The sequence below is a fragment of the Enterococcus sp. DIV0703 genome, from assembly GCF_051711065.1.
Lineage (GTDB): Bacteria > Bacillota > Bacilli > Lactobacillales > Enterococcaceae > Enterococcus_B > Enterococcus_B hirae.
The window spans coordinates 182,836-197,511 of sequence record NZ_JBIOLX010000001.1; the positions used below are offsets into that span (position 1 = coordinate 182,836).

Here is a 14,676-nt window from a genome sequence, read left to right on the forward strand (position 1 = left end):
ATATAGGTAACGCTTTCTTTTTGTTGCTCAGTATAGATAATATTCTTGTTATTTCGTTAAATCTTAGGTAGAATATAGTTAATTAAGTAACACTTTCTTAGCTAAAGGAGGAGTGCATTCAATGAACGAAGAAACAGTATCACCAATGAAGAAATTGACCAAGTTAGTCACGCATACGTCGTATCAGCTTTTTGATTCTTTTGTAAATGACACTGAAAAAATAGCAGAGAATGTACGTTTGCAAGGAAAGTTTGTTTTAGAGCTGCAAAAAGCAGCTACTCAACATAGTTTAGTGATTTTACAAGTAAGAGCCAATCGAAAAAGTAATAAGTACGAAACGATTTCAGGCTGGGTAGCTACAAAAAATGTTGAAAAAGAAGTAGTCATGATTCGCCTACAAAACAAGGAACAACAAATACGAATGGTTCCAATTGATCAAATCGAAAAAATCACCAGTCTTTCTCCAGCAGGAGATCAAGAGCGGTTATCTAAATAGAAGCAAAAAAAGCGATGGAATAGATTCTTCATTTTCCGTCGCTTTTTGCTTTTTTTCATATGATGTTGGCGAAGAGAAAACTTAAAATCAATACTAGAGCAGTACATAATTAAGTCATGAGGATAGATGGATTTTATCAATCAATAGAGAGGTGTTATGGGTGCCAAAGAATCGTTTGATTAATTATATGACCAAAAATTGGAAGATAGCCGGATGGAATATATTTGATTCTTTATTCCTTTCTGCAGCTGCAATCGTTGTTTCTTTAAATATAGTGTTCGTCCTATTTCCAGATTTGGATAACTATTATACAAACGCATTAAATTTATTTTTGATTGGTCTGATGATGGTGTTTGTTGGCTTGGGAGAATCAGTAAAATCTAAAGTTGGAAAACGAATCGATGTCTTAATTGGTAGTATTTGGGTAATTTATCTATGCCTCTATTACTTTACAGGTTTTCATAATCCTACTTGGATGAATTGGCAGTTTTTTTGATACGATAAAACGAAAAACAAGAATGATACTTTGAAAATTTGGCAAGACTACTAGGAATGACAAAAGCTGGCTGGTTGGTGATAGATAAACTAAAACACAAAATGGTTGAGACAAAACTATTTTTCAGGTTTGTCTCAGCCATTTCTAGTTCAATAAAAAAGTCCTGCTAGCCGGGGAGCTAGCAGGATAAGGAGTTAAAAATGAAAAAGTGTTGTTAGGGTTGTTTGTTGGTATGCTTATATATTACTCAGGAGTTGTGAATTTTTTGTGACGAAAGTTTTTGGAAGTTGGTAATTTTTTTAGGAAAATATATTTCTGCTAGCCATTTGACTAAATAGTTAAATACATCCAATGGATTCATTCAAAAAGTAATTTTGTCAGTTATCTGTTGATTCTAATGACTTAGTAAAAAATCCAGAGCCGAAAATAGAAGTAAAAATACACAGGTTCCTTCTTGTATATATAAATAGAGCATATTTGAAGCACTTTTCCACTGTTAGATGCAATCTAATAATGGAAAGTTACTTCAAATATGCTCTGTTCATTTCACAGAAGTGATGATAGCACACCGTTCCTTCTTTTAGAAGAATGATCGTCCTAGATGCCGTTACTCTACAACAGGTGTTTCTTTTTTAACCATACTCCAAATCAAGCCAATTACTAAACCAATCAATGCTGGGACGATCCAACCCATTCCTAATTTAAAGAATGGCAGATAATTCGTTGCGAAGTCTAACAACGTTTTGACAAAGCTGGTTTGCTTGATTCCGTCTGGGCAAGCATTTAAACCGTCTAAAATTGAAGCAATTAGTGTAAAATAAGTGGTCATGCGGTAAACAGCAGGACGTTGTTTAAACAATGGACCCACAAGAACGAGTAAGATCAAGGTCATTGCTAAAGGATAAATAAACATCAAGACAGGTAATGAAATTTGGATGATATTTGTCAATCCTACAGTAGCGACCAAACAAGCAAGTGCACTAGCTAGTGTCACAAATACAATGTAATTTCTTTTAGGAAACAGATCGGTAAAGGTTTCTGCGAAAGCAGTGATTAGTCCAATCCCTGTTTTTAAGCAAGCAAGGATCACAATAAGAGCGAGCAAGATGCTGCCATAAGTTCCTAAATAATGATCTGCGATTTGCGCTAAGGCGATCCCGCCATTTGAACTTAAAGCAAATCCACCGAGACTCATTGTTCCCACATAAGCAAGTAATGTGTAGATGATTCCCATCAAAACGATACTGATTGCACCAGATTTGATCGTATCCTTAGCAATCTCAGAAGGCTTTGTTACGCCCATATTGCGAATCGTAGTAACGATAAGGATACCAAATGCTAAGGCAGCTAGTGCATCTAACGTATTATATCCTTGAGTAAAACCAGTAAAGAAAGCATGTTCTTGATAACTAGGTTGGACAGTAGCTTGATCGATTGCACCCAATGGATGAATAAAAGCAAGTACCAACAAGATTCCTAGTAAAATCAAAAAGGCAGGATTAAGGAATTTTCCTACATAATCAAGGATTTTAGTAGGCCGTCTGGATAACCACCAAGCAGTGAAGAAAAATAAAATACTAAAAATAACTAAAAATACATGTTGTTGCTTGGCTTGGATAAATGGAGCTAAACCAATTTCAAAAGAGGTAGTTGCTAATCTTGGTAAGGCGAAAAACGGTCCGATGACGAGGTAAAGCAAAACAGTAAAAACCAAAGCATATTTTTTGCCGATCCGTTCTGCTAATTCATAAACCCCTGATGTTTTTGAAACACCGATGGCAATTACACCTAAAAAAGGTAGTCCGATCCCAGTTACTAAGAAGCCAAGATTGGCCCAGAAAACGGCAGAGCCAGATTCTTGTCCCATGTGAACGGGAAAAATCAAATTACCAGCACCAAAAAATAAACCGAATAACATTGAACCGATAAACATACTTTCTTTGAACGTCAATTTTTTTGTCATAGATTTCTCCTTTACTTATTTATACTTTTTTTAAAGTAACAAAAATAACGTAGTTTAGCAATGTTTTTCTAATCAAATAATGAGTATAAAGTATTGATCTTGAGTTAAAATAATCATTATATCCTGAGTGGTTCTGTGAGAGAGTAATTGAAGGGGAGATGTTCTATAAGTAATTGACCAAAAAATCTGGAGGCTGAGCCAAAACTTGCCTCAGTCGCTTCTAGAAGCTCTAAAACCGAATAAATGGTGAGACAAAAGTGGCATCTTCGGAAATTCCTTCTTATTCTTGATGCGAAACACTTTTGTCTCAATCTCATATTCTAAAGATTTTTTGCGGCTTATAAAAAAGAGAGTCCTAACATACTTTTATCAATCTATTTTTTTAGTATGGATTGTTGTCTGTATTTCAAAGTGATTGTTTCTCGTATTTCATTCGATAAATGATCAATAACCCAATAAACCAAACAGGAGTTAAGAGTAAGGCAATACGTGTGTCTTTGCCAAGAAATAAAACTAGACAAATGAAAATCATGTAGGCAAAAACAAGAAAATTACTATAAGGATAAAAAGGCATTTTGAACGTATGCTCTTTTTTACCTAACATACTTTTACGATATTTTAAGTGAGTGTAAACGAGTATTCCCCAGATAAATAAAAAGCAAGTAGTCGCAATACTGCTGACGAGTGTAAATACTTCACTAGGCATCACATAATTTAGGATAACGGAAATAAAAATCACAATAGTTGAAAAAACTAACGCATTTCCTGGTACACGGTGAGAAGTCAACTGACGGAATTTTTTAGGCGCGCTACCTTCTTGTGAAAGAGAGCGTAACATACGTCCTGTACTGTAGATCGCGCTGTTACAAGCAGAAGCCGCAGCACTCAATACGACTAAATTAATCAAAGATGCGGCTATGGTGATCCCAATTTCTGAAAACACTTCGACAAATGGGCTGTTGTTCGCATCTAAGCTATTCCAAGGATAGATAGACATGATAACGAACAAAGAACCAAGGTAAAAAAGAATGATTCGAATAGGAATATTATTGATAGCTTCGGGTAAGACTTTTTCAGGGTTTTTGGTCTCACCAGCAACCAAACCGACTAATTCGATTCCTGTAAAGGCAAATGTGACCATCTGAAAGGAAAGAATGAATCCTTTCGTACCAGTTGGGAAAAAGCCACCATGTGACCAGAGATTGGTGATACTAGCAGGTCCAGCACTTGTTTTGTAATGGGTAAGAATCATGTAAATACCAACGATAATAAATGCAATAATGGAAACGACTTTGATCAAAGCAAACCAAAATTCTAATTCACCAAATAATGAAACAGCCACCATGTTTAAACCAAGCAGTAAAATCAGAGCGATCAATTCAGGAAGCCATTGTGGGACTCCTGGAACCCAGTAACGGACATACATCCCGATCGCTGTCAAATCAGCCATGGCGATCGCAACCCAACAAAACCAATAAGTCCAACCTGTTACGAAAGCAACTTTTTTTCCAAGATATTCTGCAACAAAATCAAGAAATGAATGATTATTTGTATTAGATAATAAAAGTTCACCTAAGGCACGCATAATAAAGAAGCAAACGCACCCGGTAATAAGATAAGCCAGTAAAATAGAGGGACCAGCTAATTGAATCGTTTTTCCTGCTCCTAAGAAAAGACCTGTTCCGATCGCACCACCAATCGAAATCAATTGAACGTGTCTATTCTTAAGTCCACGCTGTAGTTCTTGTTGCTCTTCAACCATTGTTTAATCATCCTAACTAAAAAATTTGATAATTTCTATATTAATAGAATTTTCTAAAAATTACAACTTAATTCAGAAAATATTCAAAAATTCATTTTCAAACAAATGCAATCAGACCAATCAATCTAAGAAGAGAGGACTGATCGACTGATGAATTAATGAATGGTGTTCAAATAGATTGCAGATAAACATGAGAAAATTGAGAAAATAGTGAATCATTTCCCAAAAAAGGAAAAGCCTTTATCAAAACGAACCTGTCGTTTCGGATAAAGGCTTTCTTCTATTTTTTTAAGATACGTGATAAAAACTCTTTGGTACGTTCTTCTTTTGGATGAACAAAAATATCATCAGAGGTTCCTTCTTCAGCAACAACACCTTTATCCATGAAGATGACACGATCAGAAACATCTTTTGCAAATTCCATTTCATGTGTCACGATAATCATCGTTAAACCAGTGTGAGCTAGGTCTTGAATGGTATTCAATACTTCTCCGACCATCTCAGGATCAAGTGCTGAGGTTGGTTCATCAAATAACATTACATCTGGGTCCATTGAGAGGGCTCTAGCAATTGCCACACGTTGTTTTTGACCACCTGATAATTGAGAAGGTTTGGCTTCAATATAACGTTCCATTCCAACTTTTTCTAGATTTTCAAGAGCGACTTTACGAGCTTCGTCTTTGTTTCTTTTTAAGACAGTCGTTTGACCAGACATACAGTTTTCTAAGACATTCATGTTATTGAAAAGATTGAACGATTGGAATACCATTCCGACATTTGTTCGATATTTAGGCAAGTTATATTTTGGCGCAAGAATATTTTCACCATTATACATAATTTCGCCGCCAGTAGGTTTTTCTAAAAGGTTGATGCAGCGTAAGAAAGTTGATTTACCAGAGCCAGAAGAACCAATGATGGTTACAACTTCACCTTTATGGATATCCATGCTGATGTCTTTTAATACTTCATTTTCACCAAAGCTTTTTCTTAAATGATTGATTTTAATGATTTCTTCACTCATGATTCTTCCTCCTTATTCCTGCAAGTTGGCGTTGTCAACTTCTTCAATTTTTGTATAGGCTGAAGGACCATCGATTTTTTTCTCCACTACACGCAAGATTCTGGTAATCGTAAAGGTCATAACCAAGTAAATGATACCTACGATTGTAAATGTTTGGAAGAATTGGAAGTTTGCTCCTGCAGCAGAGTTCCCTTGGAAGAATAGATCAGCTACACCAATAACACTTAAGACTGCTGTATCTTTGATATTGATAACAAATTCATTCCCGGTCGCAGGTAAGATGTTACGTAAGACCTGAGGAACAACTACTTTTCGCATTGTTTGTCCATGTGTCATACCAATTGCTTGCGCTGCTTCAAATTGTCCTTCATCGACAGCGAAAATACCACCACGGACGATTTCAGTCATATAAGCACCAGTATTGATCGATACAATGAATAAGGCAGCAATCGTACGATCAAGGGAGATTCCAAAGGCTAATGCTAATCCGTAAAAGACGACCATAGCTTGAACCATCATTGGTGTTCCACGGAATATTTCAATATAAATCGATAGTAGTAAATTTGCTAACTTTTGGAAGAAACGTGTCACGGCATTGTCAGACTCAGGAATAGAACGGAAAACACCGATCAACAAGCCTAAGGTAGTTCCAATAACTGTCCCAATCAATGCAATAAATAACGTAAGTCCTGCACCACGAAGGAACATATTCCCATATTGATCCCAAATCGTTTTGAAATCAGTGAACAAACCAGCTTTTTCTCCCTCTGTATTTGTTGAAGCGGGTTGATCTTTGATTGCTTGATCCATAATTTCTGTACGTTCTTTTTGAGAGATACCGCTAAGAATTTGGTTAACTTTTTGGATATCTGGGTCACCTTTACGCATTCCAATAGCGATTTGGACATCTTCAGGATTTGTTTGAAAACCATTCTGACCAGTAAATTCTAACATTTTTAAATCTTTATTGACGCTAGTTGCTGTTACCCCTTCAGGTCGTTCGCTGACATAACCATCAATCATACCTGAAGCAAGAGCGGTACGCATCGCAGAGAAGTTATCCATTGCTTGTTGCTTTTGCACATCAGGAATTTGATCGATGACATTATAATGGAAAGTATTCAATTGAGCAGTAATCTTAGCATTTGATAGATCCGCCAAACTTTTTGCATTGGCATATTTACTATCTTTTTTGACGACTACAACAAGTTGTGATTCATAATAAGGATCGGTAAAATCAATTTCTTTTTTACGTTCTGCTGTGGGGCTCATCCCAGCAATGATCGCATCGATTTTGCCAGATTGTAACGCAGGGGCTAATCCATCCCATTTGGTTTGCATGATGACTAATTTTTTCCCTAATCCATCCGCAACTTTTTTGGCAATTTGGACGTCATAACCACCAGCATAGCTTTTTTGACCTTGGATCGGTACAGCGTTGTTGGCATCTGTTTGCTGTGACCAGTTGAAAGGGGCATACCCCGCTTCCATACCTACACGGAACTCATCTGTTGGTGTTTTCTCATCGGCATTCACGAAACTTCCTACAGTGAAGAATGAAAAAATAAATGCCATCAATAGGGTAAGTGTAACTGAACTTTTTTTCATAATCTTTCTCCTTTTCTTTTTACACATACGGTTCGACGATTTCATCAGGAATGAAACGGGCGAAGTTCCGCTTCAGCTAACTTAATTTTACTGTCAGATAGACGTACTTATCAAATTAACTGTTTACGCATAATTTTTTTACGAGCGGTTAAACAAATGCGTTGCAGTAGCTTATCAGGAGAAATAAAAAACGACCGCTTCAAGAATATAAAAGGGCCGCTAACATTTCACAAAAGTGATAAACCTCTCACAAAACATAGCGCAACTTAGCATCACTGCTAAGACAGTCCACAAGCTCTTAACTTGTGTCCCAACGTAAACTTCAAGCAAAGAAGAGTACATTTCGGCGATCTTCCCTAGTCCTGCTTCACGGTGTTTGCTTCACTCCACAGGGTTAATGATTCTCGCGACCTCTACCTCATTGATTGAGGTATCTCGTATTCAGTTATTTATACAAAAAATAGTTTACGATAGACAAAGCACTTTGTCAATCTATAACAGAAGTTTTCTTGTGAAGTATTGATATCTATAGAAAATTTCTATAATTATACAAAAAATAAGAAAAATGATATTCAAAAAGAGCGAGAGTTGTAAAAGAATAATTATTCATTAAATAAATAAAAATTAGGACACGAATCTATTTAAGTGTCCTAATTCCTACTTATTATATAAAATAAAGCAGTCGAAAAGATGAGCTGCTTAGCAATAGCTGACCCAATCAATCATTTTCGATCCTGACTTTCTGTATATTATGCTGTTTTACTAACTACTTTTTTTTCACGACCTAAGATTGCTTGAAGAATAATCGTTACGCCATAAATAGCCAATATTAGATAAATCAGACTTGAATATTGAGTGATTCCCCAACCCCATGTTCGGAAAATAACTAAGGTAATCGCTAAAACGATCGCAGCAAGTACATTGAAAAATGCAAATGCCCAAAGATTTCCATTTTCTTTACGAGCAAGGTAAAAAATTGAAAAATAAATACTTAATGCTAACCAGGCGATACAAGCTAAAATCACGCCCCAGTAAATAATGGATGGTACCATACCAACTCACCTCACTTTTGTTCTATATGCTTGGTTTATCGTACTATTAGATAGCAATAGTGATGATCATACCGAAGAATCTAGCAGTATTGTAGCACGTTTTCATTGGTTTGTCAGTCTATATTGTGAGATGTTTCTCAAAAAATGAAATCGTTTGAATAAAAAGTACGATCAATCAATAAACGAAAGATAGATGTATAATAAGAGAGAGGTGAAAGGAAATGAAAAAAGTAACCGTTGAAGAAGCGGTAGCAACAATAGCCACTAGTTCAAAAATCACTTTCCTAACTGGCGCTGGGGTATCAACGCCTTCTGGTATTCCCGACTATCGATCGTTAAAAGGAATCTATCATGGATTGGAACAACCCGAATACCTTCTAAGTCATGAAGCAATGAACAATGAGCCACAAAAATTTTATTCATTTGTGAAAAAAATCTATCATCCAACAGCAAGACCAAATATTATTCACTTAGAAATGGCAAAGTTAGCCTCAAAAAAGCAAGTTTGGGTAGTTTCCCAAAATATCGATGGATTACATGAAAAAGCGGGAAGTCCAAAACTTGTGAATTTTCACGGAAATCTTTATCATTGCTATTGTAGGAAATGTGGGAACACAGTTTCTTGGGAAACCTATTTACAAACAGATCAACATGCAACATGTGGGGGACAAATTCGACCAGATATCGTGTTGTATGGGGAGGGATTTAATGATGAAGTCATAGAGCGAGCAACATCGGCTGTTCAACAAGCAGAGTTGATCGTCATCGTCGGAACGAGTTTTCAAGTACACCCGTTTTGTGACTTAATCCAATTTCGTAATACGAAGTCTCAAATCTTAGTAATCAACCAAGAGCCAATCCAGTTAGACCAAGAATATGATTTTCTGCAAACGGACGGTGCTATAGTATTTGAAAAATTATCAAAAGGAGCAAATTATGACCATTAGAACAGAAAAAGAAAAAATGATTGCTGGCGAATTATATTTTGCTAATGATCCGGAATTAGTAGCGGATCGTCAATACGCAAGAAGCCAAAGTACGATCATCAACCAAGCAGAAACAGCAGAGCTACGTTCTCAATTACTAAAAGAAACCTTTGGAAAAACGGGAGAAAAAATCTACATGGAGCCAACGATCAATTTTGATTATGGTTACAATATTCGTGTAGGTGAAAACTTCTATGCGAACTACAACTGTACATTTTTAGATGTAAGTACGATCGAAATCGGCGACAATTGCATGTTTGCGCCAAATGTTCAACTTTATACAGCCACTCATCCACTTCATCCAGTGAAAAGAAATAGTGTCTTAGAATATGCGAAACCAATCAAAATTGGTCATAATGTCTGGCTTGGTGGTGGTGTGATTGTTACGCCAGGTGTTACGTTAGGAAACAATGTCGTAGTTGGAGCGGGTTCTGTTGTAACTAAATCTTTTCCTGATAATGTAGTGATTGCAGGTAATCCTGCTCGAGTAATCAAAAAAATATTAGAAGATCAACAACCAGAAAAACTTGAAGACTTACGTCAAACAATCGATCAGATTGATCAACAAATCGTCAAATTACTAGAAAAACGTATGGACACGGTAACGAAAATTGGCGAAACCAAACAAGCATCGAAAAAAGCAGTCTATGACGAAAAAAGGGAGCAAGAAGTATTAGAAAAAATCGCTAGTCGGTTAGAAAATACGAAATATAAAGAAACGATCACAGCGACATATATCGATCTTATGAAACATTCTCGTGATTATCAAAATGAATTGAATGGGGAGAAAGTGGATGATTGATGGAGAAGCACGGCGCAAAGAGATTCTGCATACCCTGGCAAATGAAGAAAAACCGGTCAGTGCCAGCAAATTCGCTTCACGTTTTCAAGTGAGCCGTCAAATCATTGTCGGAGATATTGCGTTGTTGAGGGCATCAGGTGCGACTATTATTGCAACGGCAAGAGGTTACGTTCTTGAAACCAATGAAACACAGAACGGCTTAGTGAGCAAGATTGCTGTCCAACATGGTCGTGAGCAAACAGAAGAAGAGTTGCGCTTGATCGTTGAAGCTGGTGGCGAAGTTTTAGATGTCATTGTAGAACATCCCTTATATGGTGAGTTGACAGGCATGCTTCATATCCAAACAACTCAAGAAATTGAATTGTTTATGAAACGCTATAAAAAAAGTAATGCTACGTTGTTATCTGAGCTGACCGATGGGATTCATCTGCATACCATCCGTTATCCAGATACTAATGTGTTGAGAACGATTAAGCAACAGTTGATAAAAGCAGGAATTCTCTATGAAGGCTAATGAAGAGCAGAGTAGTCTGGGATGAATATATAAGAACATTAAATAGTGAATAACTGGTATGATTTGTCCATTTATGAATCGTACCAGTTATTTTATTTTTTTTGAAAAAATAAGCGTTCGACTATTTTATTTATAAATTACAATAATACGGAATATGAATAATTCAAGCACTATTCTTCTACATAATAAAAAAATAGTGGGAACCAAGTTTAGCAATAGATGTTTTTAATACATACTAAAGTAAAGGAGTTAAACCAAATGGATAAATTCACTAGCAAAACAGTACAAGGAAATGGTGAAAAGGCTAAAGTCACAGCAAACATCCAAGAAAACGCAGAAGTGAAAGACCAAAAAGAAGTAAATTCCAATATGCCTTTTATCCAGCAAAAAATAGAAGAAATTTTCACTTTACAATGGGGAATTCAAGAAGTAGAACAAAAATTAGAACAAAAATTAGAACAAAAATTAGAACAAAAATTAGAACAAAAATTAGAACAAAGATTAGAACAAGAATTAGCAACAAAACAAAGCTTCATTAGCCTCTGTAAAAAAAATCAGAATCAGAATATTGAGGAAATTAGTAACAAATTCAACGAGTTAAACAAAACAAGTGGAATAGTCAATCCAATTCCGACTTTCATCAATCAAAAGTTAGAAGAAACTTTCCTATTGAACAAGCGTATTCTGGAAATACATGACACAACAGAAATAGATAGTAAGTCAAAGAAATCAATGATTGAGAACTTAGAAAATTCGAAGGATAAGCTTATGGATCAATTAATTAAGAAAGTTAGTGAAGAATTCAACGAACTAAGAATGGATAAATCAATTAGCGAAACAGTTCAAGGCAATGATGAAAAGGCTGAAGTCACAGCAAACATCCAAGAAAACGCAGAAGTGAAAGACCAAAAAGAAGTAAATTCACCAAATAATCTACTGAAAACAAGTGGAACAGTAAATACAAATATGCCTTTTATCCAGCAAAAAATAGAAGAAATTTTCATTTCACAATGGGGAATTCAAGCAATAGGACAAAAAGGAGAACAAGTATTAAATAAATCAAGATTTTACCGCGTTACATACTTTAAAAACCAGAAGAATCAGAATATTGAGGAAATTAGTAACAAATTCAACGAGTTAAACAAAACAAGTGGAATAGTCAATCCAATTCCGACTTTCATCAATCAAAAGTTAGAAGAAACTTTCCTATTGAACAAGCGTATTCTGGAAATACATGACACAACAGAAATAGATAGTAAGTCAAAGAAATCAATGATTGAGAACTTAGAAAATTCGAAGGATAAGCTTATGGATCAATTAATTAAGGAAGTTAGCGAAGAATTCAACAAATTAACAAAAGAACAATCAAAACAGACATTAAGAAGCATGAAAGAAATACAAAAGGTAAAAAACACAAGACAAAATCCTTTATCTAAAAGGGCAAACTCTTCACCACAAAAAGCAGAACCAGATCAAAAGAAGTCAAGATAGTAATATAAGTTGCAATAACATTGAATATGAATTATTCAGGTACTATTTTTCTACATACTAAAGTAAAGGAGCTAAAACAAATGGATAAATCAACTAGCAAAACAGTACAAGGAAATGGTGAAAAGGCTAAAGTCACAGCAAACATCCAAGAAAACATAGAAGGAATTTTTATATTTGACGAAGTGATTCGAGAAACTCAAGGAAAGGAACTGACAGAATCAGGAAAAAAAGTGAGTGAGTACGTAAAAAATCAGAAGAATCAGCTTATTGAGGAAATGAGCAAAGAATTCAATGAATCAGACAAGGCAAGTGGAATCGAAAACCCCGTTTCGTCTTTAATCAATCAAAAATTAGAAGAAAATTTTGAGGCGAATCAATTCGTTCAAAAATACGAAAAAGATGTAAGCACACATACTTCCGCAATGGTACTATCGATTAAGTTATTAAAAAATAAGAAGTATGCTATTGAGGAAACTATTGGAAAAATCAACGAATTAAAAAAACAACCACAACAGACATTAAAAAGCATGGATGAGGTACAACAGGTAAAAAATACAAGACAAAATCCTTTATCTAAAAGGGTAAACTCTTCACCACAAAAAGCAGAACCAGATCCAAAGAAGCCCAAGATAATGCAACAAGTAGGCCAACCGGATCAAAGTCGGTCATGATATCTGAAATGGTTAAGGTAAGATCGTTACACTAAGAGAATAATATTGTAGTACAAGAGTTTACGTACTTGAAACTAATGAAACAAAGAACGGCTTAGCGAGGAAAAGAGTTGCCTGGGCTGAATATATAAGAACATTAAATAATAAATAACTGGTATGATTTATCCATTTACGAATCGTACCAGTTATTTTATTTTTGGGAAAAAGAAGGAAGAAACTAGTTTCATTTTTTAAGTAAAATGGGACAATAGGAAGTTTTGCAGCTGAATTTATTTTTTGATTCTACTTTTTTACAGAAGTATTCGTGACATAAATAAAATATAGGAGTTGAAGCGCATGATAGGATGGATTTATCAGTTTGGAAACGTGATTCGCTTTTTGGATGATGAAATTAGCGTAAATTTAAAGCAAGCTAACTTACGAATAGCAACATTCAATGCATGTTCAAATAAAAATCAGACTGAAATAAGCCTCCTAAATAAAGGGGAGGATGCTCAATCTAAGCTAATAAAAGAACAATCTCAACGCTTGTCTATGAAAAATTATGCACAGAAAGATATTAGTTATCTATCGAAATAAAAGCTTGCTGAATATGCAAATATAGCAGAACAGCGAATCATCGAATGAAAGACAAAGAATTCTGGAGATAAAGTACTGGAACAACAAGCTAGTTTTTGGAAGGGGTACAATAAAGTTGCTATCTGAATTAAAGAGTATTGAAATGTTGGAAAAGCGGAAAAGAAATATAATAGAATTCCCCTTTTTATACGAACAAAGCACCGTTGAACAAACGATCAGTTGGTTCGATGAAAACTGGGGATCGGATTTCGATAGAAGTGGGCGTACAAAGGCTCTCTTAAAAAAGAATCTTACCATTTGTCAAGAGGATCTAGAATTTAGAGCACAAGCAGATAAATTACAAGATGAGGTGAATAAGCGACCTGTTTCAGAAATAAATGCATTTTTAAGAGCAGTGGCAGAACGAATAGTTAAAATACAAACAAAACTACAAGAAATCGAATTAAACTCTTCTGAATTTGACTGGCGGGACCTAGATTCTGCAAAAAAAGAATTAGAGAAGTGGAAAAGTTTCGTGGTGGAAATATACAAGTCGCAGGCTGTTCTGATACAACCTTATCTATATGATAAAAATACAGTTGAGGATAAAATAAAACAATTGCCGAGTAATAATGCCACGCTCTTTAATTTGATGGCTAGAAAAAGATGCGAGAAAGATCTTGCGTTACGATCTGAAGCAGAAACAATAATTGAAAATATAAAATGCAAAACTACTCCAGAAATAGTACATGTATTAAAAAAAATAGAAGGTCAAATTGAAAAAATTAAAGTTGGAATCAATAAATTAAAAGTATCAAATTCTGAATTAGAGACAGAAATTACTAAAAATCAATTAATGCAAAAAGATGAGCTAATAGGAGAACGCAAAGATCAATTAAAAATCTTGACTCAGCAACTTCGTGCTCAGCGAGAGAATCAATGCTATGCGCAACAGAACGGAGAACAACAGTTAGACAAATGGATGGAAATGATTGGTGAAATAAAACGTTGGGCAAAAACAAACAAGATAGACCTATTGGAGTTGGAAAAGAATCTGACGTTAAGCCCATCTCCAGAGAATCTAGGGCAGAAAAAGATAGTAGAAGGCACAACTAGAGCGGGAGGTAAACTTGAACGACAAGAAGAAAAGTTGGGAGAAAATAGACATAGTAAAGACAGAAACCAGTTTAATGGACAACGAACACATCGCTGATTCTTAGTAATATAAAAAAGGAGTGGGGCTCCCCACGTCAAAA

General features: G+C 35.3%; 14 protein-coding genes and 1 riboswitch. Of the genes, 9 read left to right on the plus strand and 5 right to left on the minus strand.

Features of this window, described 5'->3' with window-relative positions:
* Positions 1 to 121: 121 nt before the first annotated feature.
* Together IGK81_RS00925 and IGK81_RS00930 are read left to right on the plus strand one after the other, a co-directional pair.
* Complete coding sequence (locus IGK81_RS00925) at positions 122 to 496, plus strand: hypothetical protein (protein WP_010720369.1); 375 nt, start codon at positions 122 to 124, stop codon at positions 494 to 496.
* Between the two features lie 160 nt (positions 497 to 656).
* Complete coding sequence (locus IGK81_RS00930; protein ID WP_034698688.1) at positions 657 to 992, plus strand: hypothetical protein; 336 nt, start codon at positions 657 to 659, stop codon at positions 990 to 992.
* 607 nt (positions 993 to 1,599) lie between these two features.
* Here the strand turns inward: IGK81_RS00930 and brnQ are convergent.
* From brnQ to IGK81_RS00955, 5 genes are all read right to left on the minus strand, one after another.
* The gene (brnQ, locus tag IGK81_RS00935) at positions 1,600 to 2,955 is read right to left on the minus strand and encodes a branched-chain amino acid transport system II carrier protein (RefSeq protein ID WP_010736841.1); all 1,356 of its coding nucleotides are present in this window, start codon (positions 2,953 to 2,955) and stop codon (positions 1,600 to 1,602) included.
* Positions 2,956 to 3,361: 406 nt separating this feature from the next.
* Positions 3,362 to 4,717 carry an amino acid permease gene (locus IGK81_RS00940; RefSeq protein WP_034698690.1) on the minus strand — a complete coding sequence of 452 codons (1,356 nt, stop codon included), beginning with the start codon at positions 4,715 to 4,717 and terminating at the stop codon, positions 3,362 to 3,364.
* Between the two features lie 280 nt (positions 4,718 to 4,997).
* Positions 4,998 to 5,738 (minus strand): amino acid ABC transporter ATP-binding protein, encoded by a 741-nt coding sequence (locus IGK81_RS00945; RefSeq protein ID WP_010720365.1) that lies wholly within the window; start codon positions 5,736 to 5,738, stop codon positions 4,998 to 5,000.
* 12 nt (positions 5,739 to 5,750) lie between these two features.
* On the minus strand, positions 5,751 to 7,346 hold the full coding sequence (locus IGK81_RS00950) for an ABC transporter permease subunit (RefSeq protein ID WP_010720364.1): 1,596 nt from the start codon (positions 7,344 to 7,346) through the stop codon (positions 5,751 to 5,753).
* A gap of 249 nt (positions 7,347 to 7,595) precedes the next feature.
* Positions 7,596 to 7,770, minus strand: a riboswitch (Lysine riboswitch).
* A 325-nt stretch (positions 7,771 to 8,095) separates the two neighbouring features.
* The gene (locus IGK81_RS00955) at positions 8,096 to 8,398 is read right to left on the minus strand and encodes a hypothetical protein (RefSeq protein WP_010736843.1); all 303 of its coding nucleotides are present in this window, start codon (positions 8,396 to 8,398) and stop codon (positions 8,096 to 8,098) included.
* A gap of 221 nt (positions 8,399 to 8,619) precedes the next feature.
* Here IGK81_RS00955 and IGK81_RS00960 point away from each other — a divergent pair, with 221 nt between their 5' ends.
* From IGK81_RS00960 to IGK81_RS00990, 7 genes are all read left to right on the plus strand, one after another.
* On the plus strand, positions 8,620 to 9,345 hold the full coding sequence (locus IGK81_RS00960) for an NAD-dependent protein deacylase (protein WP_010736844.1): 726 nt from the start codon (positions 8,620 to 8,622) through the stop codon (positions 9,343 to 9,345).
* Positions 9,335 to 10,186, plus strand: coding sequence for a chorismate mutase (locus IGK81_RS00965; protein WP_034698692.1), 852 nt, complete (start codon positions 9,335 to 9,337; stop codon positions 10,184 to 10,186). Before IGK81_RS00960 ends, IGK81_RS00965 begins: the two co-directional genes overlap by 11 nt.
* Positions 10,179 to 10,700, plus strand: a complete 522-nt coding sequence (locus IGK81_RS00970) for a transcription repressor NadR (protein WP_034698694.1) — start codon at positions 10,179 to 10,181, stop codon at positions 10,698 to 10,700. Before IGK81_RS00965 ends, IGK81_RS00970 begins: the two co-directional genes overlap by 8 nt.
* A 258-nt stretch (positions 10,701 to 10,958) precedes the next feature.
* Positions 10,959 to 12,191 (plus strand): hypothetical protein, encoded by a 1,233-nt coding sequence (locus IGK81_RS00975; RefSeq protein WP_438757362.1) that lies wholly within the window; start codon positions 10,959 to 10,961, stop codon positions 12,189 to 12,191.
* 80 nt (positions 12,192 to 12,271) lie between these two features.
* Positions 12,272 to 12,862 carry a hypothetical protein gene (locus tag IGK81_RS00980; RefSeq protein ID WP_438757363.1) on the plus strand — a complete coding sequence of 197 codons (591 nt, stop codon included), beginning with the start codon at positions 12,272 to 12,274 and terminating at the stop codon, positions 12,860 to 12,862.
* A gap of 336 nt (positions 12,863 to 13,198) precedes the next feature.
* The gene (locus IGK81_RS00985) at positions 13,199 to 13,441 is read left to right on the plus strand and encodes a hypothetical protein (protein ID WP_232622351.1); all 243 of its coding nucleotides are present in this window, start codon (positions 13,199 to 13,201) and stop codon (positions 13,439 to 13,441) included.
* A 142-nt stretch (positions 13,442 to 13,583) separates the two neighbouring features.
* Positions 13,584 to 14,633 carry a hypothetical protein gene (locus IGK81_RS00990; protein ID WP_431393565.1) on the plus strand — a complete coding sequence of 350 codons (1,050 nt, stop codon included), beginning with the start codon at positions 13,584 to 13,586 and terminating at the stop codon, positions 14,631 to 14,633.
* The last annotated feature ends 43 nt before the right edge of the window (positions 14,634 to 14,676 follow it).